Consider the following 25,959-nt stretch of genomic DNA (forward strand, 5'->3'; position numbering starts at 1 on the left):
GAGCAAAATAAGATTAAGAAATGAGGTTTAAGGATATTAACTAACTAGACACATAAAACATCATGGAGAAACAGGTGAGTGTATGCTTGGAATTATTTATGCATTGCTGCCCGCCATAGCCTGGGGCAGCCTTGTGCTCGTGAGTGTGAAGCTTGGCGGCAATTCTTACAGCCAGACGCTCGGCATTTCAATCGGAGCGTTTATTTTTTCTGTATTCATCTTTTTATTTAAGACCCCGGATATTACTCCCTTTATCTTTTTAATTGGTTTTATTTCCGGATTTTCATGGGCAATCGGCCAATTGAACCAATTGGCAAGTGTTGAATATGTGGGTGTTTCCAAAGCGGTGCCCATCTCAACAGGGATGCAGCTTGTGGCTACATCCGCATTTGGTGTGCTGGTCTTCAATGAATGGAATACCAAGGCAGCCATCATCCTCGGCATTATATCCCTGGCCCTGATCATTGGAGGGGTCCTTTTAATTTCATCCGGGCAGAAGGAGGAGGATGAAAAAGGAGGAGAACTGAAGCGGGGCATTATGACACTGCTGATTTCAACTGCAGGATTTGCAGGGTATGTGGTCATCATCAGGTGGTTCAATATAGGCGGCTGGGAGGCCGTGCTGCCTCAATCAGTGGGGATGGCATCGGGTGCATTGCTCATGTCGTTCAAGCATAAGCCTTTTACAAAGTTTGCCGTCAGAAATATATTAACTGGATTGATGTGGGCAGCCGGAAATCTGGGACTTCTTCTGGCTATCCCTTTGATAGGCGTGGCAGTCAGCTTTTCCATGTCACAGATGGGCATCATCATATCCACTTTAGGCGGGATATTCCTGCTTGGCGAGAAAAAGACGAAAAAGCAGCTGATCTTCGTCATTATCGGCAGTCTGCTTATTATTGCAGGCGGTGTGATACTCGGAGTAACCAAAAAATAGGAGGGATTATAGATGTATAAGGATTTAGAAGGCAAGACGGCGCTGGTAACAGGAGGAGCGAGCGGTATCGGCAGGGCAGCTGCTGAGCGGCTTGCCGCAGAAGGTGTCAAGGTAGTCATCAATTACCGTTCTAAAGATAATGAAGCAGAAGAATTGGCAGAACAAATCAAGGCTCAAGGCGGCCAGGCCGCTATAATCAAAGGCGATGTTACAAACGAGGAAGATGTTAAGGAAATGATTCAATTTGCTGTCCGGACATTTGGCACCCTGGATATTATGATCAATAATGCAGGTATTGAAAATGAAGTTCCTACAGAAGAGCTTTCACTTGAAGATTGGAATAAAGTGATCAGCGTGAATCTGACTGGCATGTTCTTAGGCAGCAGGGAAGCGATCAAGCATATGCTGGAGCATGATATTAAAGGATCTGTCATCAATATGTCCTCGGTACATGATCGTATTCCTTGGCCGCATTTCACACATTATGCAGCGAGTAAAGGCGGTGTCAAGATGATGACCGAGACACTGGCGCTTGAATATGCTCCAAAGGGGATACGAGTAAATAATATTTCCCCCGGAGCAATCGATACCCCTATTAACGCTGAAAAGTTTGAAGATCCGAAGGCGAAAGAGGAAGTCATCAATCTGATCCCGATGGGCTATATCGGAAAACCGGAAGAAATTGCCGCCTGCGCCGCCTGGCTTGCTTCCTCTGAATCAAGCTATGTAACGGGCATCACATTATATGCTGATGGAGGCATGACTAAATATCCGGGCTTTCAGGCTGGTAAAGGATGATAGAGAAAAGTCTCTCAATGGAGAGGCTTTTTTTTGCCTGGAGAAGACAATGTCGAATAGTCAAAAAAAAAACGGGAGACAATTGGAGAATCTTGGATTATGATGTAGGTAGATAGAAAGAAAAGGAGAATATTACGTGACAAAAAGGGCCGTTTTCATCCCGCTATTCCTACTATTTATCCTCGTTTTACTATTATTTAGTGAAAATACCAGGCTTGAGATCATGCAGCCAAGCGTTGATTGGAGCAGGTCAATAGAGACAGGGGGAAAAGCCTCTACCCTCCAGGCTCCCTTTATACATAATGAAAGGCTGTTTTTCGCGGAAGACCAAGCGGTTTCAGAAATAATATGCTCCGCGAACCTCGACTGCGGAAAAAAGAAAGTAGCTGACATTTCCATACCTGGTAATTCTGCATTTTGGACGGATGGGAAGGATGTCATTTATCAGGATGAAACAGATTTATACTTATTTCGTAATGGTGAAAAGAGATTGATAGAAAAAGATCTTTCCAGTGCAAGGGCAGGAAGTGACAGCCTTATATTCTGGAAGAATGAAGACTTATACATAGTAGATACAGTAAATATTAAGTCGAAAAAAATTCATCATGCAGATTATCCCATCATTGATGCCGCCTTCGATAAAGACTCGTTCGTCGTGACGGAGGAAAAAGGATCAGGAATCTTTAAGCTTACTTTATTTGAAGGGAAGGGGACAGATTATAAAAAGCTCCCTCTTCCTGAAATTGAGTTTCCAAACAGCGAGGTACTGGAAGCCTTTAAACTATCCAGGAATGAAAATGATATTATTCTTGCGCTCAATATGATGAGAATTTCCCAGGGGAACAAGAGCTATGATATCTGGGAGGCAGGCTTTGATATTAAAGCCTTGAAAAGGCCTGTACTGTCCAGGGCCGACTTTATTGACCAAAAGTCCGGGGCAGAATACAGGGATCCAAGGAACATCAATTTCAGGGTTGACGGAGGGTCAGAACAGCTTCTCTTTATGGCAAATGGACAACGATATTCGAAGTTTCAAGGATATAACCTGTATCTTGCCAAAAAAAAGGAAGGGAAATGGATTGCCCAAAAGGTCAGCACCACCCGCAATCTTCCTAACTCGCCTGTCTGGGCCGGAAAGGAAATGGTGATGTGGGTGAATTTCACCGGAGGGGAGAATGACTTATATGGCGCATCCACAAATAAAGATGCAATTGAGAAAGGCAGCGAAATCACTAAAACGGATGTGAAATTTTCGGTCTCTAACACAGTGACCGCCCTGTTTGGGAGCTTCCTGCTGCTTTTTTCCAGCATGATGTGGATCATCCTGCCTTGCACATTTTATGCTATTTTGTTTTTCTCAAAAGGCAATCTTTTGGATGAAGACTCCAGAAAGTGGGTCCTTTATGTGCCCATCCTGCTCTTCCTGCTGACACAGCTTTATTACTTTAATTCTACCTTAAGGAAGGATTCCTATATCTTTGCACCTGATTATCTCACTTTCCAGGGCAGCTTTTATGTATGGCCCTGCATCGCGGCACTCCTATCTTTCGGTGTCCTCCGACTCAGCGGTTTGAAGGATGTGAATGCTGCCGGGCGCTTCTTTTACTTCGCAGTGGTCAATATTCTGATCCTGATGTTCTTGATTGGACCGTATATTTTATAGAGGCAAATGGGTTGCTCGAGTGGCTAAACTTCGTATTATCACTCCTTTGTACTGCAAGGAAGCAGCAGAATGATGAGGGGCATGTTACCCTCCGAATTTTACTCGCGAGTCGATGTATGGCATATACCTGATTATAGTTAAAATAGGTCCGTAGAGCTGATGAAATAAGGCTTTACGGACCTTTTTCTTTCGCATGGATAACCCGGAGCGCCGAAAGCCTGTACCTTTTAAGGTTCTTTTTTTATCCTTATCTGATTAAACAGCCTATACCGTTCTGTGCTCCTGCACATATTCTGTGAGTGTAAAAAATATAAAGATAGAGTCCTGAGGAGGAAATAAAATGAATCCACAATATATGGAACATGATATGAATGATCAGAGAATAAGGCCGGGCTTCGGTTTTGGCAGGCCAGGCTTTGGCTTTGGCAGGCCGGGATTTGGCTTCGGCAGGCCAGGTTTTGGCTGGGGCCGGCCGTGGGGCTGGGGCGGAGGCTGGGGTTATGGAGGAGCCTTCCTTGGAGGCCTGGCAGCAGGGGCCCTGCTTAGTCCAGGATATGGCTATGGATATGGCTACCCATACGGATATGGCTATCCATACCCTTATCCCTACTATGGATACCCTTATTACGTATAAAGAAAAAATGAAGGCCTTCCGTTAGGGAAGGTCTTCTTGTTTGGAACAGAGGCTGTAAATAAGCTGTGCTTTTTCATATTGAAAACGATAGCTGTCAAAAAAATAACGGAATTCATCAAAAAGCAGCTCTTCGCTGCTGCTGAAATCGTAGACACCTAGAAACTTCTCTAAAAGGTCAGCATCCTCAAGTGTCTCAAATAAGCCGGTTACATAAAAAGGAGTTTTAAACCGGTCAAACAATCCGGAGCATCCACAAAAGTCAAAAACAGATTCAACAGCGTCCATGTTCATTTCTGTCCCTCCTCACAGTCAGTATGGAAAAAAGCGGAGGAGAAAATACCACATGAAAAAACCGGCCGATACTTTCGGCCGGCAGTACTATATATCAGTTGTACATTTCTTTGACCTGCTTCTGCAAATCACTGTTTTCAAGGTACTCATCATAAGTCATCTGCTTATCGATCAGCCCTTTTGGTGTGATTTCAATGATGCGGTTCGCGATTGTCTGAATGAACTGATGGTCATGAGAAGCAAAAATCATGGAACCTTTAAAGTTGATCAATCCGTTGTTCAAGGCTGTAATCGACTCAAGATCCAGGTGATTGGTAGGTTCGTCAAGCAGGAGTACATTTGAACCGCTGAGCATCATTTTAGACAGCATGCATCTTACTTTTTCTCCGCCGGAAAGTACGCTTGGCTTTTTGAGAACTTCTTCTCCTGAGAAGAGCATTCTGCCAAGGAAGCCGCGAAGGAAGCTCTCGCTCTGATCGTTTGGTGAGAATTGGCGCAGCCAGTCAACAAGTGACTGCTCGTTTCCTTCAAAATACTCTGAGTTGTCTTTCGGGAAGTAAGCCTGGGAAGTTGTAATACCCCATCGATACGTCCCGCTGTCTGCTTCCATCTCTCCTGTAAGGATCTTAAAGAGAGTCGTCTTGGCGATCTCATCCGTTCCGGCCAGTGCAATTTTGTCTCCTTTATTCATGATGAAAGAGACATTATCGAGTACTTTTACCCCGTCAATCGTTTTTGAAAGTCCTTCGACTCTCAAGAGATCGTTTCCGACTTCTCTTTCAGGAGTGAAATGCACATAAGGATAGCGGCGTGAAGAGGGCCTGATATCATCAAGTGAAATTTTATCCAGCAGTTTTTTACGGGAAGTTGCCTGTTTCGATTTTGATGCATTCGCGCTGAAACGGGCAATAAAGGCCTGTAGTTCTTTAATCTTTTCTTCCTTCTTTTTGTTTGACTCTGAAGTCAGCTTGGAAGCCAGCTGGCTGGACTCATACCAGAAGTCATAGTTGCCCACATACACTTGGATTTTTGAAAAATCAAGGTCAGCAATATGTGTGCATACTTTATTCAGGAAGTGCCGGTCATGGGAAACGACGATGACTGTATTCTCAAAGTTGATGAGGAACTCTTCCAGCCATTGAATGGCTTTGATGTCAAGGTGGTTGGTCGGCTCATCCAGGAGAAGGACATCCGGTTTGCCGAACAATGCCTGTGCAAGAAGAACTTTTACTTTATCGCCGCCGCCGAGGTCTGCCATTTTTTTAGAATGAAGCCTTTCCTCGATTCCCAGTCCCTTTAACAGGATGGCAGCTTCGGATTCCGCTTCCCAGCCATTCAATTCGGCAAATTCGCCTTCAAGCTCTGCCGCACGGATGCCGTCTTCATCCGAGAAGTCTGCCTTCATATAGATGGCATCTTTTTCTTTCATGATTTCAAATAGACGCTGATGCCCCCTGATTACAACGGATAAAACTTCTTCTTCCTCAAATTCAAAGTGGTTCTGTTTCAACACAGCCAGACGTTCGCCAGGGCCAAGGTGCACGTCTCCGGTCTGTGCTTCGATTTCACCGGAAAGGATTTTCAGGAAGGTGGATTTACCAGCACCATTTGCACCGATGAGCCCGTAACAATTTCCGGGAGTGAATTTTATATTTACATCTTCAAACAGCTTGCGGTCGCCATAGCGCAAGCCGACATTATTTACAGTAATCATTTGCTAATACCTCCAAAAAGACAATATCTTTAATTATAACAGATTTTCATTCAGGAAGATATGTACTCCCAAGATACTTAGCAGGCAGCGGGTCTTCCACTGCTTCGCCATCCTTTAATGACACATAATAGGCACCCGCATGCTTCCTTGAGGAAACGATAGTATGAAGCTCATTTCCTATGAAATGAAGGGCAGCTCCGTCATCGATTGCATAGCCATCCTTTAGATTCCTGTTTTTTACCAAGGAAGTATAGGTGCCTCTGCGTTCCGCCTCGCCATCATAATGCGGGCAGCAGCTGCCGCCAAGGAATCCAAGGGAGGAAAGTTCCCGGAGGGTGCCAAAAGAATCGGTGACTCCACTTTCAAACCAGCAGATGGCCCCGGCACTTATCCCCGACATCACAATGCCCTTATCCCATGCTTTGTAAAGAATCCGGTCCAGTTCCCATTCACGCCAAAGCGCAAGCAGGTTCTTTGTGTTCCCGCCGCCAACAAAGATGATGTCCTTTTCTAAAACAAAGGACTCGAGATCCTGTGAGGGGGGCTTGAACAGGGAAAGATGAGATGACTGGCAGTCGTATGCTTCAAAAGCTTTGTAGAAGCGGCTGATATAACTGTCAGAATCCCCGGATGCTGTAGGAATGAAACAGATGCTGGGCGACTTTTTCCCAGCTTGCTCCAATATGTATAAATCAAGAAGCGGATTTTCGGGCTCCATGGAGAATCCGCCGCCTCCAAGGGCAATGATTTGCTTCATTTTTTTCACCTCAAACTTAGGATTCTTTCATTATACAGTAATTTCTTAAAACCGGATTGCTTTCGACCGACTTTTCTGATAATATGAATTTCCGCCATTTCACCGTTACACCAACTGTGTTTTCTCCACAACAGCCAACATTTGAAGGGAGAAAATGAAATATGGAGCAGCATCCTGATTTTATGAAAGAACTTCATCGCCTGGATTTTACCAAAAGGTATATGGACGCCGTCATCCAAACGGCTCAGACGAGCAAAGATAAGTTCAAAGAGAATATGGAAAAGGTATTTGGAGATGCCGACTGGCTTGAAACCGGCGGCTATGCCGAGATCCTGACAAATGCCAGTTTCTTTGATATGTCCTCCCAGGAACTGGAGAGTCTGAACCGCGCCAAAATGAAGCCTTATTTTGCACGGGTGGATTTTATCCGAAACGGCCAGCAAGACCCGGAGATCCTCTACTTTGGGAAAACATCGCTGTATCAGAGGGAAAGCCAGGAACAGATTATTGTTGACTGGAGATCCCCCATTGCCAATCTGTACTATGAAGGAAGGCTCGGGGCGGTCAGCTATATGGCTGAAGGAGAAGAATTCGAAGGCGACATTTCCTTGAAAAGGCAGCTTATGATTGAGGGAGGAAACCTTGAGGACATCAGGGATATTGATTTGACAACCACAGACGAACTCCTGCAGGAATCTCTGTCGAAAAGCTCCAGCAACAGGCTCACTGAGATTGTCGCAACGATCCAGGAAGAGCAGAACCGGATCATCCGGGCAGACCTGAATAAGCCGATCATCGTACAGGGTGCGGCCGGCAGCGGGAAAACCACCATAGCCCTTCACCGAATCTCCTATTTTATTTATCATTACAGAGACCAATTTGATCCACGAAGCATGATGATCATCGCACCCAGCAGATTATTCATCGATTACATATCAGAAGCCCTTCCAGAGCTTGGTGTGGAAAGGGTCAAACAATTTACCTTCAGTGAATATGTACAGAATGCCATCGGGAAGAAGCTGAAACTGAGAAAGGATGATAAGCTGATCACCCTCCTTGAGGGATGTCATGCAGATAAGGGAACTATTGCTTATATCTCCGGGTTTAAAGGTTCACAGGCATTCAAGGACATCATAGATTCCTATCTATTGGATGTATACAAGCGATTCATTCCGAATGAAGATTTTTATGTAGACAAATATAGAGTGTATTCAGCGAAAAGGTTCAAGCATCTCCTGTTGAAGGAATATTGGTATCTGCCCCTATACAGCCGCGTGGAAAAGCTGAAGAACATCATCCGCAATCAGGTGCGTGCCAATAAAAAACAAATGCTGGAAGGCATTGAAAAGTTTTATGACGACCGGTTGGACAGAGCCTTGTTCGGACGAATGGATCCAGCCAGGCGGAAGGAGGCAGTTTCAAGCGCGCTCGATAAGAAACAGGAACGATTAAAGGAAATCCGGGAAGCCATAAGGGATTCTTTGAAGTCGTATATGAAACAGTTTGAGAAGAAGGGGATACTCCAGTATTATCAGGAAATATTTGAAAGCCCCAAACAGCTTCAGAAGTATTCGGGCGGCAGCCTTACAATGGAGCAGGCGGAGCTTATAACCGGCACTCAGAATGATATGCTGGCTAAAAATCAATATGAGCTGGAAGATCTCGCACCCATTCTTTATCTATACTCCAAGCTGTTTGGAGTAGATAAGGAGAAACGGGCCAAAAATATAGTCATTGATGAGGCCCAGGATTACAGCTTTATGCAGCTTCTTTCCCTTAAGTCAGCGAATGAAACAGATATGTTCACCCTGGTGGGCGACCTGGCACAGGGAATTCACTCCTACAGAGGTCTTGATTCCTGGGAAACGATCCAGCAGAAGATTTTCCCCAGGGCCATTTATACTGAGCTACAGAAAAGCTACCGGACGACAGTGGAAATTATGGATGAAGCAAACAAACTCCTTCAGTATCTCCCATATCAGTTTCCGCGTGTTGAGCCGGTTGTCCGCCATGGCGAGAAGCCCGGATTTACTGCCGTAACTGATCCAGGGGAATATACGACACATCTTTCTGCCAGGATTTCAGAACTAATGAAAGGAAATTTCCAAACCTTTGCCATTATCTGCAAAACCATGAAGGACAGCCGGATCGTATATGACCTGTTAAGAGATCTTGACTCTTTCGGGGTAAAGCTGCTGCAAGAGCAGGAATCCATTCCGAAAGACAAGGTTGTCATCCTCCCAGCCTATTTGTCTAAGGGACTTGAATTCGATGCGGTTCTGGCGGTATCATATGAAGAAACCTACAGCAGGGAAAATGAACTGGATATCAAGCTTCTTTATGTTACCATGACACGCCCCTTGCACCGCCTCTATTTTTTTGGCAGGAAGAGGGAGGATTTCCTGCTTGGCTCTTGAAAAGCCATTGACAATATGAAACCGTTTTATTATCTTTAACATATAATAGTCCATCTTCAAATAAACCATATAAAAAAGGGGTTTGTTTTATGTCGGGTGTCATTCTTAACTAACCGTAATTTCATACGGATGCAGCTGGATTTTTTTAGCTTACTTAAGCTTATTTAAGTATGCGCGGGCTGCATGGTTAAGAATGAATCATCTTGGCAGATACTTTTTCTCTCATGGTAACTCTGCGCTCTGGCAGAGCCCTCCATGGGAAGAAAAAGTGATTTAAGCAGAATCCCGCTTAAAAACCGCAGGTGAACATCGTTCGCCTGCGGTTTTTTTTGCGTGCTGGCAGCCCGGTTGCAAGGGGTCTGCATGGGTATTTGAGGATGGACTGATTATATAAAAAGGATGTGTCGAGATGAACGAAAAAACATACAATCATCTGGGATATACACAGATTAAGCAAGAGATAGCAGCATTTGCAATGAGCAGGACCGCAAAGGACAAAATCATGGAAATCACTCCCTCCTTCAATGGGAGACAAATAGAATCCTGGCATGAAGAAGTAACAGAATCCGTGAAAATTCTAGAAAAAAGCTCAAGCATTCCCATTTCCTCCCTTGAAGGTATAGAACGCCTCCTCAGTATGATGCACAAAGGAACAGCCCTGAGGGAAGAACAGTTAATGAAGCTTGCTATGTTCCTTGACAGCTGTCTGAAGCTAAAGCGTTTCATGTGTGACAAAGAGTCACTGGCACCGCGAATCAGTTTATACGCTGAGGGGATTGAAGACATTCCGGAACTGCTGCATGAAATAAACCGCTGTATCCGGAATGGCCGTGTGGATGATCATGCCACAAAGACCCTGCTGAAGATCAGAAGGTCCATTGGTATGCAAGAGGATAAGCTTAAGGAAAAACTTCACTCCATCATTAAATCAAGTAAAAACAAAATGTATCTTCAAGACCAGATTGTAAGTGTAAGAAACGGCAGATATGTTATCTCAGTCAAGAAAGAATATAAAGCAAAAATAAAGGGTCATGTATTGGATACATCTGCATCTGGCTCCACGGTATTCATGGAACCAGAGGAAGCAGGTTCACTTCTTGAGGAATTGAACAGACTTAAAGCCCAGGAAGAAATAGAGATAGAAGAGATCCTGATGTATTTGACAGGCCTCGCTGCCCTGAGTGAGAGGGAGCTCCTGCTGGCTGGAGAAATAATGGTTCAATATGACATTCTATTCGCCAAAGGCAGGCACAGCAGAAGTATCGGAGGCAGCAAGACTTCCATTGATGGCCGCAGACAATTTACATTAAAGGAAGCAAGACATCCTCTGCTTGGTAAGGAGGCTGTGCCGCTTAATCTATCCTTAGGGGGAAAAGACAGTGTGCTGGTCATAACGGGCCCAAATACGGGCGGGAAAACAGTCGCACTTAAAACTGCTGGGCTGCTTATTTTGATGGCGCAAAGCGGATTCCATATTCCTGCATCTGATCAGAGCTCAATCGGCATTTTTCAAAAGGTGCTGATAGATATTGGAGATGGTCAAAGCATTGAACAGAATCTCAGTACATTCAGCTCCCATATAAAAAGTGTCATTGAAATCTTAAAAGAAGCCAATGATCACTCACTGGTACTGATGGATGAGCTGGGTTCGGGGACGGATCCCGGCGAGGGTATGGGGCTTGCCGCCATGATTCTGGAACAGCTGTATGAAAAGGGAGCGGTGGTGATTGCCACCACACACTATAGCGAAATTAAAGTGCTCGCAGACAGGAAAGCAGGTTTTATCAATGGCTCGATGGACTTTGATCTGGATACATTGCAGCCCACTTATCGATTGATCATTGGAAAAGGAGGGGAAAGCCAGGCGTTCTCCATCGCCCTCAAGCTCGGCATGCACCCATCCCTGATAGAAAAAGCACATCAATACACATATAATGAAAGCATTTCTTACTGGTATGAAACCCCCGATTCTTCAATCAAAAAGGACTGGGAAAAACAGATTGCCGTTAATAAATTTGCACATCGGGAAAATAAAAATCAGCATGCGGCCTTGAAACCGGAAGTCTATTACAAAAAGGGAGACCATGTAATCATATCTCCAAAAGGAGAATCGGGGATTATATTCAACGGACCGGATTCATCAGGGAATTATATAGTCCAGATACAGGGAGAAAAAAGGAAGGAAAACCATAAACGCCTTAAACTCTATATCAGTGCGGAGAAGCTTTATCCGGAAGATTATGACTTTGACATCATCTTTGAATCAAAAGAAGATAGAAAAGCCCTAAACCAGTTGAAGAGAAAGCATGTCGACGGTCTGGTCATAAACCGGGAAGAGGGTCCTAAGGAATAAGGGAGAATTTGTCTTTTTTTGTAAATACTTAGAACTAGTTTTTACGGAATTACACCTAACTGATTGAAATGAGAACAAGAGAAGATTATACTTTATCTTGGTTCAAGTTCTTGGGTGTAACGCCAAATATATACAGCATTCCTGTCCGTAAATGGACGTTATGCTGTTTTTTTATATTCCAAGGACCGTTGGACTGTTTGTCCAATTACACATACAAAATGAGGTACCCAAATGAAATTCAACAAATACCAAAATGTTTTTTTAACCAATATGAATAAACAGCTGGCTAAATGGCTGGAAGAAAGCAGCGGCCATGTACCCGCTGAAGAGGTATACAGATTCCTTCATTCTATAAAGGGGACGGCTGGAACCCTAAATCTGGATGAGCTTTCCGTCTTGGCTTCAAGCCTCATGGAAGAGTCAGAGGGAAGAGAAGAATCCTATTCCAACGAAGAATTATCCCAGTTTTTAATGGACCTGCCCGGCAGGGGCACTCCGCAGGAGCATTTCATTGAACCGGCCAGGAAAGAGGAAGTTAAGCGGGACGATCGGGTGCCGCTTATTCAAGTCATTGAAGATGATATCTCCATGCTCATTGTCCTCAAGGACGCACTGGAAGAAAAGGGCTGGATGGTAATAGCAAATACAGACGGCAGCCAGGCGGTGAGCCGCTTCACTCAGTTGAATCCGGACTGCATGGTCATCAACATTGATCTGCCGGAAAAAAGCGGCTTCGAAATCCTTGAAGAGATAAAACATCAGGATATGAGGACTGCTGTCCCCAAAATTATGATCAGCAGCAATAATACAAAAGATGCCAGGATAAAGGCATTCCAGCTTGGAGCCGATGATTTTATCGGCAAGCCGCTTGATCTCGAAGAATTTATAGTAAGGATTGAAAGACAGCTTGAGCGGAAGCGGATCCTCGATCGGTTTGTATTGATTGACGAGCTTACACAGGTGTACAATCGGCGCCATCTTCACAATGCTCTGTCAAGCAGTCTTAGCGACTTTAAGAGAACACGTTCTCCTTTCACTGCAGCGATGTTTGATCTGGATCATTTCAAAAAAGTAAATGATACATATGGTCATCTTATCGGCGATCAAGTACTGAAGGAATTTGCTTCTTTCCTGAAAAGGAATCTCCGCGGCTCTGATACAATCTGCCGATATGGCGGGGAAGAATTCGTTGTCCTGTTCCCTCATGCAAGTGAGGCAGAAACCAGGCAGAAGCTCGAAAGGCTCCTTGAAGAATTTGCTGCCATCCCTTTTTCTTCTGATGAGGAACGGTTTACTGTGACGTATTCTGCCGGTGTCTATATGGTCCGGGAGACGGATACAGACATGGAATCCATCATCAAGAAAGCGGATGATGCCCTTTATCATGCTAAGAAAAATGGAAGATCCAGAGTTGAAGCTGCGCTTCCTGCAGCCGAAGGAAAACCAAATGAGAAGCTTCTTATATCCATCATCGACGATGATGCGATCATCAGGACTATGCTTGCCAAGATGATGGAAACATCGGAATTCCCGGGTTTTTCGCCGGATGTCAAAACCTATGAAGACGGAATGGTATTTATGCAGTCAGGCCGGATCAAGGAGGAAGGCCGCCATTTCCTGGTCCTTGACGGAATGATGCCTGTCATGGATGGATTGGAAGTGCTGCAGAAAGTGAAACGTTCTGCGGTTAATGGGGAACTGACAGTCCTGATGCTGACGGGAAGGAAAAGTGAACGGGATATTGCAAAGGCCCTTCAGCTCGGGGCAGATGATTACATGACTAAGCCGTTTGGCATTACTGAGCTGCAGGCGAGGATAGCCAGGCTGATCAAAAGGACGTGACCATGATTAAAGACGAGATTGCCATATTGACAGCTGCAGCCCTGTTCATCACTATTATTCTCTCAATACTGCTCTTGTATTTAGTTATAAGAAAAACAAGGGAGAATTGGATGAGGAGAAAAGTGGACAAATATAAAGAAGAGCTGAATCCAGCAGTGCTGGACGTGCTTTTGACAGGACAGAATTTAGAAGGAATTAAGACGGATTCGAATATCGAAAAAAGAGCGCTCGAGGAAAGTCTGAGCAGCTATGCGTCCGTTCTTGAAGGAAGCGGAGTGAAAGAAAATATTACAAGTATAGCCGAGTTCCATCTCAGCCGGGATTATTCCAGGAAACTGAAAAGCATGCACTGGAGCCGGCGGATGAATTCGCTTTACCATATCGATCTCTTCAGGCTGAAGGCACTTGAAGAGGATGTGCTGTTTTTATTAAAAAAGAAAATAAGTTCTGATGCAGAAAAAAACTATAGCCTGCGCATCCTGGCTTCTTTTGGTCATGAAGAGGCGGCAGCCCGTTTAATGGAGGCTGGCCGCACTTTGCCCCAATTTGAATATAGAAATATCCTGTCCAGGCTTCCAGTTTTCTTATTTGAAAGGCTGATGGATTCATTTGAAAAGTGCCCCCAGCCTCTTCAGAATGCCCTGCTGGATTCCATTGGAATGCAGAAGAAGCTGGATTATACCGGTTTTTTAGAGCAGGCGATTGATATTCATTCAGGGGAGACAAGAATACGGGCATTTAAGGCACTTGTGAATATAGGGTATGTCAGTGATGTGACACATTATCTTCCATATGCCGCTTCTTCTGAATGGCAGGAAAGGATGCTTGCCGCCAGGCTTTTTGGGGTGGTGCGGGACGGTTCACTTCTCAGCGTTCTTTCCGGCCTGCTCCGTGATTCGAGCTGGTGGGTCCGTTTCCAGGCTGGCGGTGCCATCAAGCAATATCCCCAGGGGGACGATCTGTTATTGTCTATCTACCAAAATGATTCAGATCCATTTGCTCGGGACATGGCATGGGAATGGATGAACAAAGGAGCGGTTCATTGATGGAGATATGGTCTGCAGCAGCCTTTTACTTTGGTATTTTCATAGCAGTTTATATGATAATAGTCATCGGCTTCTATTCTGTCATTTTGTTCATCTCCATGTTACAGCTGAGAAAGGAATACAACCTGGATACGGACCTCGCCTATGAAGAATATGAGAATGAGAATTTCACCAGGCCCGTCTCCATCATTGTGCCGGCTTACAATGAAGAAGCAGGCATCATTCCAAGTGTCCGCTCGCTGCTCGGGATAAACTATCCAGAATTTGAAATTATCGTAGTCAATGATGGATCTAAAGATTCGACTTTGGAAACGATGATCAGGCATTACGGGATGAAAGAAATTAACAAGGTAATCAGGCAGCAGGTGCCGGCTAAGAAAGTAAAAGCAGTTTACCAGTCAGAAATGCTGCCGCATCTTTATCTGATAGATAAAGAAAACGGCGGGAAAGCAGATGCGCTGAATGCGGGCTTGAATCTTTCCAGCTTCCCGTATTTTTGTTCTCTGGATGGCGATTCAATCCTTGAGAGAGATGCATTTATCAAGGTGATGAAGCCGATTATTCAATCAAATGAGGAAGTCATTGCCTCAGGAGGAAGCATCCGGATAGCGAATGGCTGCGAAATTGAAAATGGAAATATCTTAAAGGTCGGCCTGTCGAGGAACCCTCTGGTCATCATGCAGACCATCGAATATCTGCGGGCATTCCTCATGGGAAGAATCGGCCTGAGCCGGCATAATCTGCTTTTGATCATTTCTGGAGCTTTCGGTGTCTTTTCCAAGAAATGGGTCATTGATGCAGGAGGCTATAAAAGGGATACCGTTGGGGAGGACATGGAGCTTGTAGTCCGGCTGCACCGGCTGATTAAGGAAAAAGGGGAAAGAAAAAGGATTGTCTACATCCCGGACCCTGTCTGCTGGACCGAGGTGCCCGAGGAAATGAAATATCTGAGGAGACAGAGGAGCAGATGGCACAGGGGGCTGTTTGAAAGCCTCTCGAACCATAAAAACATCGTATTTAACCCAAAATACGGCTCTATTGGATTCATCTCGTTCCCATATTTCTGGATTGTAGAATTCCTTGGGCCAATCGTAGAACTCACAGGATATCTCTATATCATACTCGCACTGTTCCTTGGCGGGATTTATATGGAATTTGCAATATTGATTTTTCTTCTTTCCTGCTTATACGGCTCTATCTTTTCAATGGCTTCTGTTCTTTTGGAGGAATGGAGCCTGAGGAAATACCCGAAAGTCTCCCATTTGCTCAAGCTGTTTTTTTATTCGGTCACCGAAACATTATGGTACCGCCCATTGACTGTTCTTTGGAGATTTGAAGGAATCATCCAAATTATTAAGGGTGATGTGAGCTGGGGCGATATGAAAAGAAAAGGGGTATCCAAATGAGGCGCATTTCAAAACAGCAGTTTTTTCTCTGGGGCTATTTAGTCCTCCTCCTCCTTCTCTTGACCAGTCCTTTTTGGCTTTGGCAGTTAAAGGGCTCGAAGGAGCTCGATGTCCTTGTTGTTGATAAGACAGTTTCCGACACTTCCTATAGAGAACATAAGGGCCTCATGTGGATACTTAATAACGGAAAATACAAGAAAGCAGATGGGCAGCCATATAGGATTGAACGGGATTACCGGGGTTACAAACCAGGTGAAGATAAAAAGCGCCGTATCAGCGCACTTCCTGAAAACCTGGATTCCTATGATCTGATTTATCTGGCTGATCAATACGGAGTTTATAAAGGTGATGATGGTAACAGCTCCAATAAGGGCAGCGGCCTTCTTTACGGCGGGCTCACCCGTAAGGAAATTTCAAAGCTGGAAAGTGCATTATCCGGAAGTAAAAAGACATTAATCGCAGAATTCAATACTTTTGCAAGTCCGGCAGATGATGAAGTGAAACATAGGATGGAAAGTTTGCTAGGAATAAAGTGGCAGGGCTGGATTGGCAGGTATTTCACCAATTTAGATGGCAGGGAAGTCCCTGAATGGGCTCGGTCGAGCTATAAGGAACAGAACGGTAAACAGTGGAACTACACAGGTGAAGGCTTTTTGTTTGTCAATAGGGCCGGCCGGCTTGTAGTACTTCCCGAGACGAGCCTCACTGCCAAAAATGGGTTGACCTTCTCCTTGACTCCTAAAGGGCGGAAACTTGCTGGTGAAAATCTGGAAGCCCGATATGGGTACTGGTTTGATGTGATAGAACCTGAGCCAGGAACAGAAACACTGGCTCAATATGAAATCCCTGTTAAGAAAAAAGCCGAAAACAGATTAAAGAGTGAGGGTATTCCGGTAAAGTTTCCGGCCATCCTCCACCAAAAAAATGCTGGCTATAATTCTTATTATTTTGCTGGTGATTTTGCAGATGAAGAAGAGGTGCCGGGAATCTACCAGACAAGCGGCACATCAGCCTGGAAACGCTTATTTGGGCAATCTTTCTTCTGGAAGGCATATATGCCGGTGATGCAGGGAATTCTTGACAAAGGTCTGCACCAGACAGTCAGGCAGCAAGAGGCTGAAATAAAAACAGAAAAAGGAGTGAAGTTCAACTCGAAGGGCGGCAAGGAATATGTGCAGATTTTAAAAAATGGGAAGTGGGAGGATATGCCTGTTAAAGGGGTCAATATGGGTATCTCCAAACCGGGCTATTTCCCAGGGGAAACTGCCGTCACAAAAGGTGAGTATCTGCGCTGGTTCAAACAGATTGGCAGAATGAATGCCAATACAATCAGAGTCTACACCCTGCATCCCCCTGCCTTTTACCAGGCATTCTATGAATATAACAAACAGGCAGAAAAGCCTCTTTATCTGCTGCATGGAGTCTGGATAGAGGAAGAAAAACTGGTGAAAACACAGAATATGTTCTCCGGCGGACAATCATCGGAATTCAAAGAGAATATCAGACAGATCATGGACGCCGTTCATGGTCATGCAAAACTGAGTGAGCGGGCTGGACATGCCTCTGGAATTTATAAATGGGATATCTCCCCTTATGTGCTTGGACTTATTTTAGGCATTGAGTGGGATCCTCAGGCTGTTTATCAGACCAATCAGAAAAATGAAGGACGGAAGCCTTATACGGGCACGTATTTCAGTTCCGGTGCAGGCGCCTCTCCTTTTGAGAGCTGGCTGGCCGGGATGATGGATTATACGGCAGCATATGAAAAGGAAAAGTACGGATGGCAGCATTCAATAAGTTTCACGAATTGGGTGACGACTGACATGCTAAGCCATCCATCCGAGCCTTCCGTGAATGAGGACCTTGTTTCTGTAAATCCGGGGCATATCAAAAAAGAAAATGCTTTTAAGGCGGGGATGTTCGCATCGTATCATATCTATCCGTATTATCCGGATTTCCTCAATTACGAAGACCGGTATGTGGAGTATCGCGATCAAGACGGGAAGAAGAATAATTATGAAGGCTACTTACGGGATTTGATCAAGGAGCATACTATGCCCGTGCTTGTGGCAGAATTTGGGGTCCCGGGCTCCCGGGGCATGACACACAAAAGTGCAGGAGGCATGAATCAGGGATATTACTCGGAGGAAGAACAAGGAATGATTGACAGCCGGCTGTATCAATCCATCCGGAAGGCAGGCTATGCAGGGGGGCTGGTATTTACATGGCAGGATGAATGGTTTAAGAGGACCTGGAACACGATGGATCATGATAACCCTGATAGAAGGCCGTTCTGGAATAATGTTCAGACGAATGAACAGCACTTTGGGCTGCTTAGCTTTGATCCTGGAAAAGAAAGCACAGCGTTCGCGGTGGATGGGTCGGACAGGGACTGGGCATCCATTGGCGGTAAAGCTGCCGCCTTTAAGCCTGATGATGATGAGATTAAAAATGTGATGGTCTCTGCCGATGAAGGGTATTTATATATTAAAACCGAGTTCAATAAGCCTCTTGATTTCAGCAATGAGGATGTATACTTTATGTTTGACACAATAGGAAGCCAGGGGAAACAAACGGTTAAATTGCCGCATTCCTCTGTCAAGACACAGAAGGGGGTTGATTTCCTTGCTGAAATTAAAAGCAAGGATAGCGCAAGGCTGATGGTTGACAGCCATTATGATACCTTCTATTACCAATATGGCGAGCTGTTGGGGATGATCCCAAAAGCGGCGTACCCTGCAGATAAAGATAATGATGTCTTTCATCCAATTCGTCTTGCCCTTAACAAACCGCTGGTTATTCCCGATAAAAAACAAAAAGTGCCATTTCAGGACTATGAAACAGGTAAGCTTACATTTGGAAATGGAGATCCATCAGCGATAGGCTATAATTCGCTTACTGATATAAGCATGAACAAGAACCATACCTTAATGGAACTTAGGATACCATGGGCACTGCTCAATGTGAAGGATCCGAGTACCGGAGAGATTATGGGGAATATTTGGGCAAAAGGGCTGGAAGCATCGGTTACCATCCCGGAGTTCAATCTGGCAGTCATGACGGATAAAAAGGGAAACATCAGAACGAAAAAAGAACTTGCCTTTACAGGAGTTAAATGGAAAAGGTGGGATACGCCAAGCTACCATGAACGCCTTAAACAATCCTACTATATAATGAAAAAGGCGTATTCCGGGAAATAATCGGGAAATGGGGCCTGACCCCCAGAAGAAAGGGTGTTGAATTTGAAGCGGATTTTGCTGGCGGAGGATGAGGAAGTGTTGCGCATGCTTGTTGTGGATACATTAGAGGATGAAGAGTATCTGGTGGACGAGGCTGCCGATGGCGGGGAGGCAGTCGAGCTGTTTAATATAAATGAGTATGATCTGTTGATTGTGGATTATATGATGCCCGTATACAGCGGGCTTGAGGTGATAGAAAAAATCAGGCGCTCAGAAAAAGGAGGAAGCATCAAAATATTGATGCTGTCTGCCAAAAGCCAGCAGTTTGAACAGCAGAAGATATTGGATGCGGGGGCTGATTATTTTATGGCTAAGCCCTTCAGCCCCCAGAAGCTGTTAGAAAAGGTCAGGGAGGTTATCAATGAAGCGCCCCCAGCCCGTTAGGAAAAGTCTCTCCAGGCAATTTGGGGTGTCGATGGCTGCATTCATCATATTCTTTGTCGCCGGTTCAAGCCTGCTGCTCTATTTCCAGGATTCTTTAAATAAGTCCTTTTATGAAGACAGGCAGCAGATAGTCCGTATGGAACAGCTGTCGACTGATATCAACAGACGCTTCAACCGTGCTTTTTTTGATATGCGGGGATATCTCGCTTTTGATAATAGACAGCTCCTCCAAAGCGCAGTGAAGCAGGAAGAAGAGATTGATTTAAAAGTACGGGAGTTAAAGCAGTCGGCGTCCACACGGCGGGACAAAGAGATGGCAGCGGGGATAAGCTCATTTTACAAATATTATTTCATTGATACGATCCCTGTTGTAATCAGGGATGTGAATGAGGGCCATAAGGAAAGAGTGGTGGATCTGGCTGCAAAAGAGAGCACAGCCAAGGTAAATTCGTTTCAGAATGAACTGGACGATTATCAAGCAGACCTTGATGATAGATTAGAAAGCCGGATGAATGATCTGACAAGGAGCCAGGCGATCCTTCAAAGATATTTCATCAGTTTTATTCTTATCATTTCGCTGGTTGTATATTTTATTCTAAAGACGATGATCCGAAGAGTTGGCCATCCCCTCTCACAGATGGCGGAAGCTGCTAATGAAATTGCCCTAGGCCGGGAAGCTTCCCTTGCCATGAACAAGCGGGAAGACGAACTCGGCACACTCAGCAGTGCGTTCAATAAGATGGTGGCGACACTTCAGGACAAAGAGAAGGATCTTGTTGTACAGAACGAGGAACTTTCTGCTCAGCAGGATGAACTGCAGGCTCAGCAGGATGAACTGCAATATACGCTCGATGTACTGAGGGAAAATGAAATACACCTGAACAGGCGCAATGAGTTGATCAATAGAATATCCAATTCCCTGGATAAACAGGACGTGCTTGACAGTATCATCAAAAATATGTGCGAGCTCATTGGGGCGGACAAAGGAATTATTACGCTGTTGCATGGGGACTCTTATTCAGCTTATGGAGTGTCTAAACGGGGGGTCGGCCAATTCAGGGCCAATATTTTCAATGGGTTGAATCAAAAGCTATTAAAAGATCAGGAATCTTTCATGGTAAAAAGGGAACAGGAGCCAGAGGAAAAAGGATTCCATGAAGGAGTACTTTACAGCTATGACCTTTATGTCCCGGTCATTTCCTCCCTTCAGGCTGTGACGGCAATCATGGTATTCAGCCGCCTTGGATCGCCATTTCCGGAAAATCATCAGCAAGAATATGAAGCGCTGGCCAAGCAGATTGGCATTTCTTTAGAGAAAATAGCTTTATATCAGAAGTCAGAAGAAGACAGGAAGCTGAATCAAAATATCATCAATTCAGTCCAGGAAGGGATTCAGCTGCTGGATACGGGCGGCAGCATTATCCAGATGAACAGACAGCTTGGAGACCGCTTTTTTGAGGGTGAAACGGTGTCGGGGCTGTCCTTTTCAGAATGGTCAGCAATCATGAATCCATACATCGCTGATTTTGAAGAATTTGCTAAGTTTGTAAGGAATGCAATAGAGTGTGAGTCTAGGAAACATGAGGAAAACTCTCTGATCTATTCACTCAAGAACAGCCATCAAGTCTTAAAGGTATACAGTGAAAATGTGTTCAGCGGCAATGAAAAAGCAGGGACTGTTCTGGTACATAGGGATATCACGAATGAATTTGAAATAGACCGGATGAAATCGGAGTTTGTGAGTACAGTCAGCCATGAATTAAGGACGCCGCTTGCCAGTGTCCTGGGTTTTACAGAGCTGATGCTCACTAAAGAACTGAAACCCGAGAGACAAAAAAAATACCTGGCTACCATTTTGAGTGAAGCCAGGCGCCTGACCGGCCTGATCAATGATTTCCTGGATGTTCAGCGTATGGAATCCGGAAAACAAAGCTATGAAATGATTTACACACAACTGGATGAAATTCTTGAGAAAGTGATAGAAAAACATCAGGTCCATGCCGCCGGCTATACGATTTCCCTTGATTTAAGGGATGCAAGGGAAAGGGTGTACGTTGATCCGGAGAAAATGGAACAGGTGTTTACTAACCTGATTGGCAATGCGGTAAAATACAGTCCCGGCGGAGGAAGGATAGATATTACCGTTTACAGGGATGGTCCTTCCTTAAAAACGAGTATAAAAGATGAAGGACTTGGAATCCCTGAGGATTCGCTCGGGAAGCTTTTCCAGAAGTTTTATCGTGTCGATAATACGGATCGCAGGAAGATTGGCGGGACAGGACTTGGACTTGCGATCGTTCATGAAATCGTTAAAGCTCATTCTGGTGATATCACCGTTGAGTCAGAGTTTGGGAAAGGCAGTGTTTTTACTGTTTCCCTGCCGCTTGCTTCCGCGGAAAAAAGAACCGCCATTTCTTCAGATGGAGTCAGAATCATGCTGATAGAGGATGATAAGAGCCTTTCTGAACTGCTGACGAGTGAACTTCAGGAAAACGGGTTCTCTGTTGAACATTTCAAAAGGGGAGAGGAAGCGGCAGACGCATTGAATATTGGGGAACCGCCGGCAGCGCTTGTCCTTGACATAGGTCTTAGCGGCAGTTCCATGGACGGATGGGACATCATGAAACTGGTTAAAGCGGATGACCGGCTGAAAAACCTGCCAATCTTCATCTCATCAGCTCTGGAGGAAAGGGAGCGCGGGCTGTCCCTTGGTGCTGATGAATACCTGGTAAAGCCCTATAAACTGAGCAGGCTTTCCTCAACCATAAAAGAGACGCTCGGAAAGATGGAGCAGCAGGGGGAAATCCACATCCCCCGGAATAGCCCATAAACATGGCCGATAACGGGCTCCATTGAGGGAGAGAATTCCTTAAATCATACCCAGATTAGAAGCAGGTATAGCCATGTAAGTAACTTGTATTTATCAGTTTAAAAACCCAGACCAAGGCGGCTCTGGGTTTTTAAATATTTATTAACTTTGTATTCCGGTAAAAACTTTTTGTTTATTTAACAAATTATTCCATACCGCTTGTATATTTTTCTGGCAGTAACTCCATTACATTACACTTCACCAATCGATCTTTATACGAAATAATTACATCTGTATTTTTTCCATAATCACTAATTAACTCTCGACACATACCACAGGGGGCAACTACCCAGCATTTTTCATTATCTTTGTGTCAATGAGGATGAGCAACTGCTGCAATTGTTTTAAATTCGTGGTCCCCTTCAGAGATAGGTTTACCAATTGCCATTGCTTCTCCGCACACCGTTACTCTACCAACATTCGCTTCTACATGAACCGCTGATAAAACATTACCTCTTATCGTTCTAATTGCTGAACCAATGTGATGGCGTCCATACCTAAAATTCTTAACTATTATTTCTTCAGCTTGTTTAATCAATTCATAGTCTTTATTTTCTAAAGGTCTTACTTTTAACTAAATTAATCTCCCTTTTGGTGTTCATTTTTCCATTTATTCAACAAGCCCGCCCGTTAATGGAATATCCATTGATATCACATAAATCCTTATAAATGGACTCATGATAGGGTACTCAGCGATAACAGGATGTGAATTGACAAGTCATTTAGAAGCAATCCATTTCTTAGTAGTAAAATCATTATTGTCCAATTAATAATTAAAGTGCTGAATGAAGTGCTAATTAGTCACAAAACAGAATGCAAACATTGATATATTGAAAAAAAGCAGGTCTAATTCCAAGGCGAATTAGCCTGCTATTTTATATTGTTATTTCTCTGCGGAAACGGAACCCTTTAGATTAATTCGACCATTTTTTTATATAGCGCTAAAATTAGACTTTGGATTGGCTGACAGCATCTTTTAATTCCTGCATACAAAGAAACAGGTCTTCCTCAGTACTGAAGACAGCCTGTGCTGCGGTATCACTCCCGCCGCCCCTGCCATTGAAGGAACGGAGATTTTCCTTAAACCATTTTCCCAAGGAAAGGCTGGAAGAGGCGGGCATGGCTGTAAACAGGCGGCATTCCCGGGCATTGCTTACCAGCGCAGGCCGGCTGGAGCGATCTGCGAGCTTACGGCTTAACGCCTGTAGCGAATCTTTCATATCTTCAGAATGATATTCAATGAGGTCACCATTCTGTTCATGGATGATCCTTTCTGCCAGGAAGTCCATCTTTTCTGCTTGTAACGAGGAGATTTCTTTATGGGCGGCAGCAAGATCCTCTTCAAGCTTGACAGCTTTTTTCAACACTTCACTCGGGCTGGTACTGAATCTGGATGCAAGTGCCGCCATGGTGAGGTGGAGTTCCTGGAAAGCTTTGAGAGCCCTCCTGCCGCAAATGAAGTGGAGCCTGACTCTGCCCCGCTGTTTCTCCGTCTTGAGCAGCTTCAGTATGCCGATTTCCGCTGTCCGGCCTACATGGGTGCCGCAGCATGCCGACACATCAATTCCTTCTATTGTAACGATCCTGATATCGTCTGTGACCTTAGGCATCTTGCGGAGAGCCAGCTTTTTCATTTCTTCATACCCTACCTGAAAAGCGGTGACAGGCATGTCCTCCATGATATAAGAATTGGCCTTATCCTCAATTTCAATCATTTGCTGTGAGCTCAGCTCAGGGGTATCCAGATCGATGGTCACTGAATCTCTTCCAAGATGGAAACTGAGAGTTTCATAGCCGTACAATTGCAGGCAGACCGCGGAGAGAAGATGCTGGCCGGAATGATGCTGTGTATGTTCAGTCCGTCTTTCCCGGTCGAGGGTGCAATGCACTTCACCGCTATTGGGCTTGATTGCGAGCTTATGCAGGATAATCCCATCCCTTTCCACAACATCTATCACAGAGATTCCATTGATCTCGCCCCAATCGGCAGGCTGGCCTCCCCCTTCAGGATAAAAAGCTGTTTCTGCCAGGGAAATCATGTAGTATTCCTCTTCTTTTTCAATTTTGGTTACCGTTGTATGCCATTCAGTCAGTTCCGGCTCCTGATAAAATAATTTTACAGTCATTTACCTCATTCCCCTTGTTTAGTAGTTCTATGGGATAGAGTATACCATTTTTCCAGGCATGCCTCTAAAAACAGATTTGAAAAGGTTTTTAATTTTCAATAAATACTATAAACTAGAAAGGAAAATATAAACAAGAGGAGCTGCAAGCCATGACTGTAAATGAAAAAGAGATCTTGAAATACATAGAAGAACTGACAGCCATTCCTTCTCCATCAGGTTTTGCACAGGATGCGGTCGCGCATACTTCCACAATCCTTGAAAAGATGGGGATCAAGCACCGCCTTTCAAATAAAGGAGCCCTGATTGCGACGATTGAAGGCCGTGACAGCAGCAGGCACCGTATGCTGACTGCCCATGTGGATACACTCGGTGCTGTGGTGAAGGAGATTAAATCGAGCGGCCGATTGAAGCTTTCAAAGATAGGAGGCTTTCATTGGAATGCGGTGGAGGGGGAGTATTGCAAGATACATACTGCCGGCGGAAAAGTATATACGGGAACCATCCTGATTCATGAAACAGCAGCACATGTTTATAAAAATTCAGGCGAACTGAAGCGTGATGATGATTCCATGGAAGTGAGGATAGATGAGCCTGTCAAAAGCCGGGAGGAAACGGAAGAACTCGGGATATCTGTAGGGGATTTTGTTTCATTCGAGCCAAGGACCACTATCACCGACAGTGGCTTCATAAAGTCAAGGCACCTCGATGATAAGGCAAGTGTGGGAATTCTGCTCCATCTGATGCAGCTGGTCAGTGAAGAAAAGGCCGAACTGCCTTATACCACTCATTTCTTGATTTCAAATAATGAAGAAATAGGATACGGCGGCAACTCTAATATCCCTGCCGAAACGATTGAGTATTTAGCCGTTGATATGGGAGCGATCGGCGACGGCCAGGCAACGGATGAATACAGTGTATCCATCTGTGCCAAAGATTCCAGCGGACCATATAACTACAAGCTCCGCCAGCATCTGGTGGAGCTCGCCAAGAAGAATGACATCGATTATAAAGTCGATATCTACCCTTATTATTCATCTGACGCTACAGCAGCCATCATGGCAGGGCATGATATTGTCCACGGACTCATCGGCCCGGGCATTGATGCTTCCCATGCGTTTGAGCGTACACATGTTTCATCCCTTAAGCACACAGGGAATCTGCTGTATCATTATATTCTGTCAGAATTGGCGTAAGGCCCCTTTATAATAAGGTACTTGCAAACTCGCATAACCCATGCCCGTAGACAAAAAAGTCTATGGGCAGTTATTTTATTCCCGGTTGAATAGACGGCGATATTTTCTTGCAGGTATTCATCCCCAGCCATACCGTGACTGCTGGGCATCTGGCATTCCTGTGAACCGTACCTGACATTCATAAAAAACCCCTTTGAAGGGAAGATTAGGAAAACAGCTTCGATTGAAATCCGGAATTTTCAACTGGAAATCATATTTTTGACAGGACGAAACATCTGAAAAGGAATATC

The 25,959-nt window shown here is 44.7% G+C and carries 17 protein-coding genes and 1 pseudogene; 13 read left to right on the top strand and 5 right to left on the bottom strand.

Annotation, left to right across the window (positions count from 1 at the left end; genetic code table 11):
* Nucleotides 1-82 precede the first annotated feature (82 nt).
* The 4 genes from V1498_RS08835 (at nucleotide 83) to V1498_RS08850 (ending at nucleotide 4,032) form a co-directional block, all read left to right on the top strand.
* Nucleotides 83-937 (top strand): GRP family sugar transporter, encoded by an 855-nt coding sequence (locus V1498_RS08835; RefSeq protein WP_409298333.1) that lies wholly within the window; start codon nucleotides 83-85, stop codon nucleotides 935-937.
* 12 nt (nucleotides 938-949) lie between these two features.
* Entirely contained in the window at nucleotides 950-1,735 is a 786-nt protein-coding gene (locus tag V1498_RS08840; protein ID WP_409298335.1) for a glucose-1-dehydrogenase, read from the top strand.
* Nucleotides 1,736-1,864: 129 nt separating this feature from the next.
* A complete protein-coding gene (locus tag V1498_RS08845) occupies nucleotides 1,865-1,936 on the top strand; it encodes a hypothetical protein (RefSeq protein WP_409299227.1) in 72 nt (23 codons plus the stop codon).
* A gap of 1,802 nt (nucleotides 1,937-3,738) precedes the next feature.
* Nucleotides 3,739-4,032, top strand: coding sequence for a hypothetical protein (locus V1498_RS08850; protein ID WP_409298337.1), 294 nt, complete (start codon nucleotides 3,739-3,741; stop codon nucleotides 4,030-4,032).
* Nucleotides 4,033-4,053: 21 nt separating this feature from the next.
* Here the strand turns inward: V1498_RS08850 and V1498_RS08855 are convergent, their stop codons facing one another.
* The 3 genes from V1498_RS08855 to V1498_RS08865 all read right to left on the bottom strand — a co-directional run bounded on the left by V1498_RS08855 (nucleotide 4,054) and on the right by V1498_RS08865 (nucleotide 6,794).
* A complete protein-coding gene (locus V1498_RS08855) occupies nucleotides 4,054-4,323 on the bottom strand; it encodes a hypothetical protein (protein WP_409298339.1) in 270 nt (89 codons plus the stop codon).
* Nucleotides 4,324-4,417: 94 nt separating this feature from the next.
* Nucleotides 4,418-6,037, bottom strand: coding sequence for an ABC-F family ATP-binding cassette domain-containing protein (locus V1498_RS08860; protein ID WP_409298341.1), 1,620 nt, complete (start codon nucleotides 6,035-6,037; stop codon nucleotides 4,418-4,420).
* 46 nt (nucleotides 6,038-6,083) lie between these two features.
* Nucleotides 6,084-6,794 (bottom strand): Type 1 glutamine amidotransferase-like domain-containing protein, encoded by a 711-nt coding sequence (locus tag V1498_RS08865; protein ID WP_409298342.1) that lies wholly within the window; start codon nucleotides 6,792-6,794, stop codon nucleotides 6,084-6,086.
* A gap of 161 nt (nucleotides 6,795-6,955) precedes the next feature.
* Between V1498_RS08865 and helD the strand changes: the two genes are divergently transcribed.
* The 8 genes from helD to V1498_RS08905 all read left to right on the top strand — a co-directional run bounded on the left by helD (nucleotide 6,956) and on the right by V1498_RS08905 (nucleotide 22,311).
* Nucleotides 6,956-9,211 (top strand): RNA polymerase recycling motor HelD, encoded by a 2,256-nt coding sequence (helD, locus tag V1498_RS08870; protein ID WP_409298344.1) that lies wholly within the window; start codon nucleotides 6,956-6,958, stop codon nucleotides 9,209-9,211.
* Nucleotides 9,212-9,620: 409 nt separating this feature from the next.
* Nucleotides 9,621-11,564 carry an endonuclease MutS2 gene (locus tag V1498_RS08875; RefSeq protein ID WP_409298346.1) on the top strand — a complete coding sequence of 648 codons (1,944 nt, stop codon included), beginning with the start codon at nucleotides 9,621-9,623 and terminating at the stop codon, nucleotides 11,562-11,564.
* A 231-nt stretch (nucleotides 11,565-11,795) separates the two neighbouring features.
* The gene (locus V1498_RS08880; RefSeq protein ID WP_409298348.1) at nucleotides 11,796-13,406 is read left to right on the top strand and encodes a diguanylate cyclase; all 1,611 of its coding nucleotides are present in this window, start codon (nucleotides 11,796-11,798) and stop codon (nucleotides 13,404-13,406) included.
* A 2-nt stretch (nucleotides 13,407-13,408) separates the two neighbouring features.
* A complete protein-coding gene (locus V1498_RS08885; RefSeq protein ID WP_409298349.1) occupies nucleotides 13,409-14,452 on the top strand; it encodes a hypothetical protein in 1,044 nt (347 codons plus the stop codon).
* Complete coding sequence (locus tag V1498_RS08890; RefSeq protein ID WP_409299229.1) at nucleotides 14,452-15,858, top strand: glycosyltransferase family 2 protein; 1,407 nt, start codon at nucleotides 14,452-14,454, stop codon at nucleotides 15,856-15,858. Before V1498_RS08885 ends, V1498_RS08890 begins: the two co-directional genes overlap by 1 nt.
* Nucleotides 15,855-19,058, top strand: coding sequence for a hypothetical protein (locus V1498_RS08895; RefSeq protein WP_409298351.1), 3,204 nt, complete (start codon nucleotides 15,855-15,857; stop codon nucleotides 19,056-19,058). Before V1498_RS08890 ends, V1498_RS08895 begins: the two co-directional genes overlap by 4 nt.
* 42 nt (nucleotides 19,059-19,100) lie before the next feature.
* Complete coding sequence (locus V1498_RS08900; RefSeq protein WP_409298352.1) at nucleotides 19,101-19,481, top strand: response regulator transcription factor; 381 nt, start codon at nucleotides 19,101-19,103, stop codon at nucleotides 19,479-19,481.
* The gene (locus V1498_RS08905) at nucleotides 19,459-22,311 is read left to right on the top strand and encodes an ATP-binding protein (RefSeq protein ID WP_409298353.1); all 2,853 of its coding nucleotides are present in this window, start codon (nucleotides 19,459-19,461) and stop codon (nucleotides 22,309-22,311) included. Before V1498_RS08900 ends, V1498_RS08905 begins: the two co-directional genes overlap by 23 nt.
* 184 nt (nucleotides 22,312-22,495) lie before the next feature.
* On the opposite strand, the pseudogene V1498_RS08910 reads toward V1498_RS08905, so the two are convergent.
* Both V1498_RS08910 and V1498_RS08915 read right to left on the bottom strand, forming a co-directional pair.
* Nucleotides 22,496-22,888 (bottom strand): annotated as a pseudogene (locus V1498_RS08910) (cytidine deaminase).
* Between the two features lie 409 nt (nucleotides 22,889-23,297).
* Complete coding sequence (locus V1498_RS08915; protein WP_409298355.1) at nucleotides 23,298-24,476, bottom strand: alanyl-tRNA editing protein; 1,179 nt, start codon at nucleotides 24,474-24,476, stop codon at nucleotides 23,298-23,300.
* A gap of 149 nt (nucleotides 24,477-24,625) precedes the next feature.
* On the opposite strand from V1498_RS08915, the gene V1498_RS08920 reads away from it, so the two are divergent.
* The gene (locus tag V1498_RS08920) at nucleotides 24,626-25,669 is read left to right on the top strand and encodes a M42 family metallopeptidase (RefSeq protein ID WP_409298357.1); all 1,044 of its coding nucleotides are present in this window, start codon (nucleotides 24,626-24,628) and stop codon (nucleotides 25,667-25,669) included.
* Nucleotides 25,670-25,959 lie beyond the last annotated feature (290 nt).

It is taken from the genome of Paraperibacillus marinus, from assembly GCF_046237605.1.
Classification (GTDB): domain Bacteria; phylum Bacillota; class Bacilli; order Bacillales; family DSM-1321; genus Paraperibacillus; species Paraperibacillus marinus.

Excerpts from the sequence above, each read along its gene's own strand:
- V1498_RS08850 (WP_409298337.1), top strand. The coding sequence starts at position 3,739 with ATGAATCCACAATATATGGAACATGATATGAATGATCAGAGAATAAGG.
- V1498_RS08865 (WP_409298342.1), bottom strand. The coding sequence starts at position 6,794 with ATGAAGCAAATCATTGCCCTTGGAGGCGGCGGATTCTCCATGGAGCCC.
- V1498_RS08895 (WP_409298351.1), top strand. The coding sequence starts at position 15,855 with ATGAGGCGCATTTCAAAACAGCAGTTTTTTCTCTGGGGCTATTTAGTC.
- V1498_RS08885 (WP_409298349.1), top strand. The coding sequence starts at position 13,409 with ATGATTAAAGACGAGATTGCCATATTGACAGCTGCAGCCCTGTTCATC.
- V1498_RS08915 (WP_409298355.1), bottom strand. The coding sequence starts at position 24,476 with ATGACTGTAAAATTATTTTATCAGGAGCCGGAACTGACTGAATGGCAT.
- V1498_RS08905 (WP_409298353.1), top strand. The coding sequence starts at position 19,459 with ATGAAGCGCCCCCAGCCCGTTAGGAAAAGTCTCTCCAGGCAATTTGGG.
- V1498_RS08855 (WP_409298339.1), bottom strand. The coding sequence starts at position 4,323 with ATGAACATGGACGCTGTTGAATCTGTTTTTGACTTTTGTGGATGCTCC.
- V1498_RS08890 (WP_409299229.1), top strand. The coding sequence starts at position 14,452 with ATGGAGATATGGTCTGCAGCAGCCTTTTACTTTGGTATTTTCATAGCA.
- V1498_RS08920 (WP_409298357.1), top strand. The coding sequence starts at position 24,626 with ATGACTGTAAATGAAAAAGAGATCTTGAAATACATAGAAGAACTGACA.
- V1498_RS08875 (WP_409298346.1), top strand. The coding sequence starts at position 9,621 with ATGAACGAAAAAACATACAATCATCTGGGATATACACAGATTAAGCAA.
- V1498_RS08840 (WP_409298335.1), top strand. The coding sequence starts at position 950 with ATGTATAAGGATTTAGAAGGCAAGACGGCGCTGGTAACAGGAGGAGCG.
- helD (WP_409298344.1), top strand. The coding sequence starts at position 6,956 with ATGGAGCAGCATCCTGATTTTATGAAAGAACTTCATCGCCTGGATTTT.
- V1498_RS08880 (WP_409298348.1), top strand. The coding sequence starts at position 11,796 with ATGAAATTCAACAAATACCAAAATGTTTTTTTAACCAATATGAATAAA.
- V1498_RS08835 (WP_409298333.1), top strand. The coding sequence starts at position 83 with ATGCTTGGAATTATTTATGCATTGCTGCCCGCCATAGCCTGGGGCAGC.
- V1498_RS08860 (WP_409298341.1), bottom strand. The coding sequence starts at position 6,037 with ATGATTACTGTAAATAATGTCGGCTTGCGCTATGGCGACCGCAAGCTG.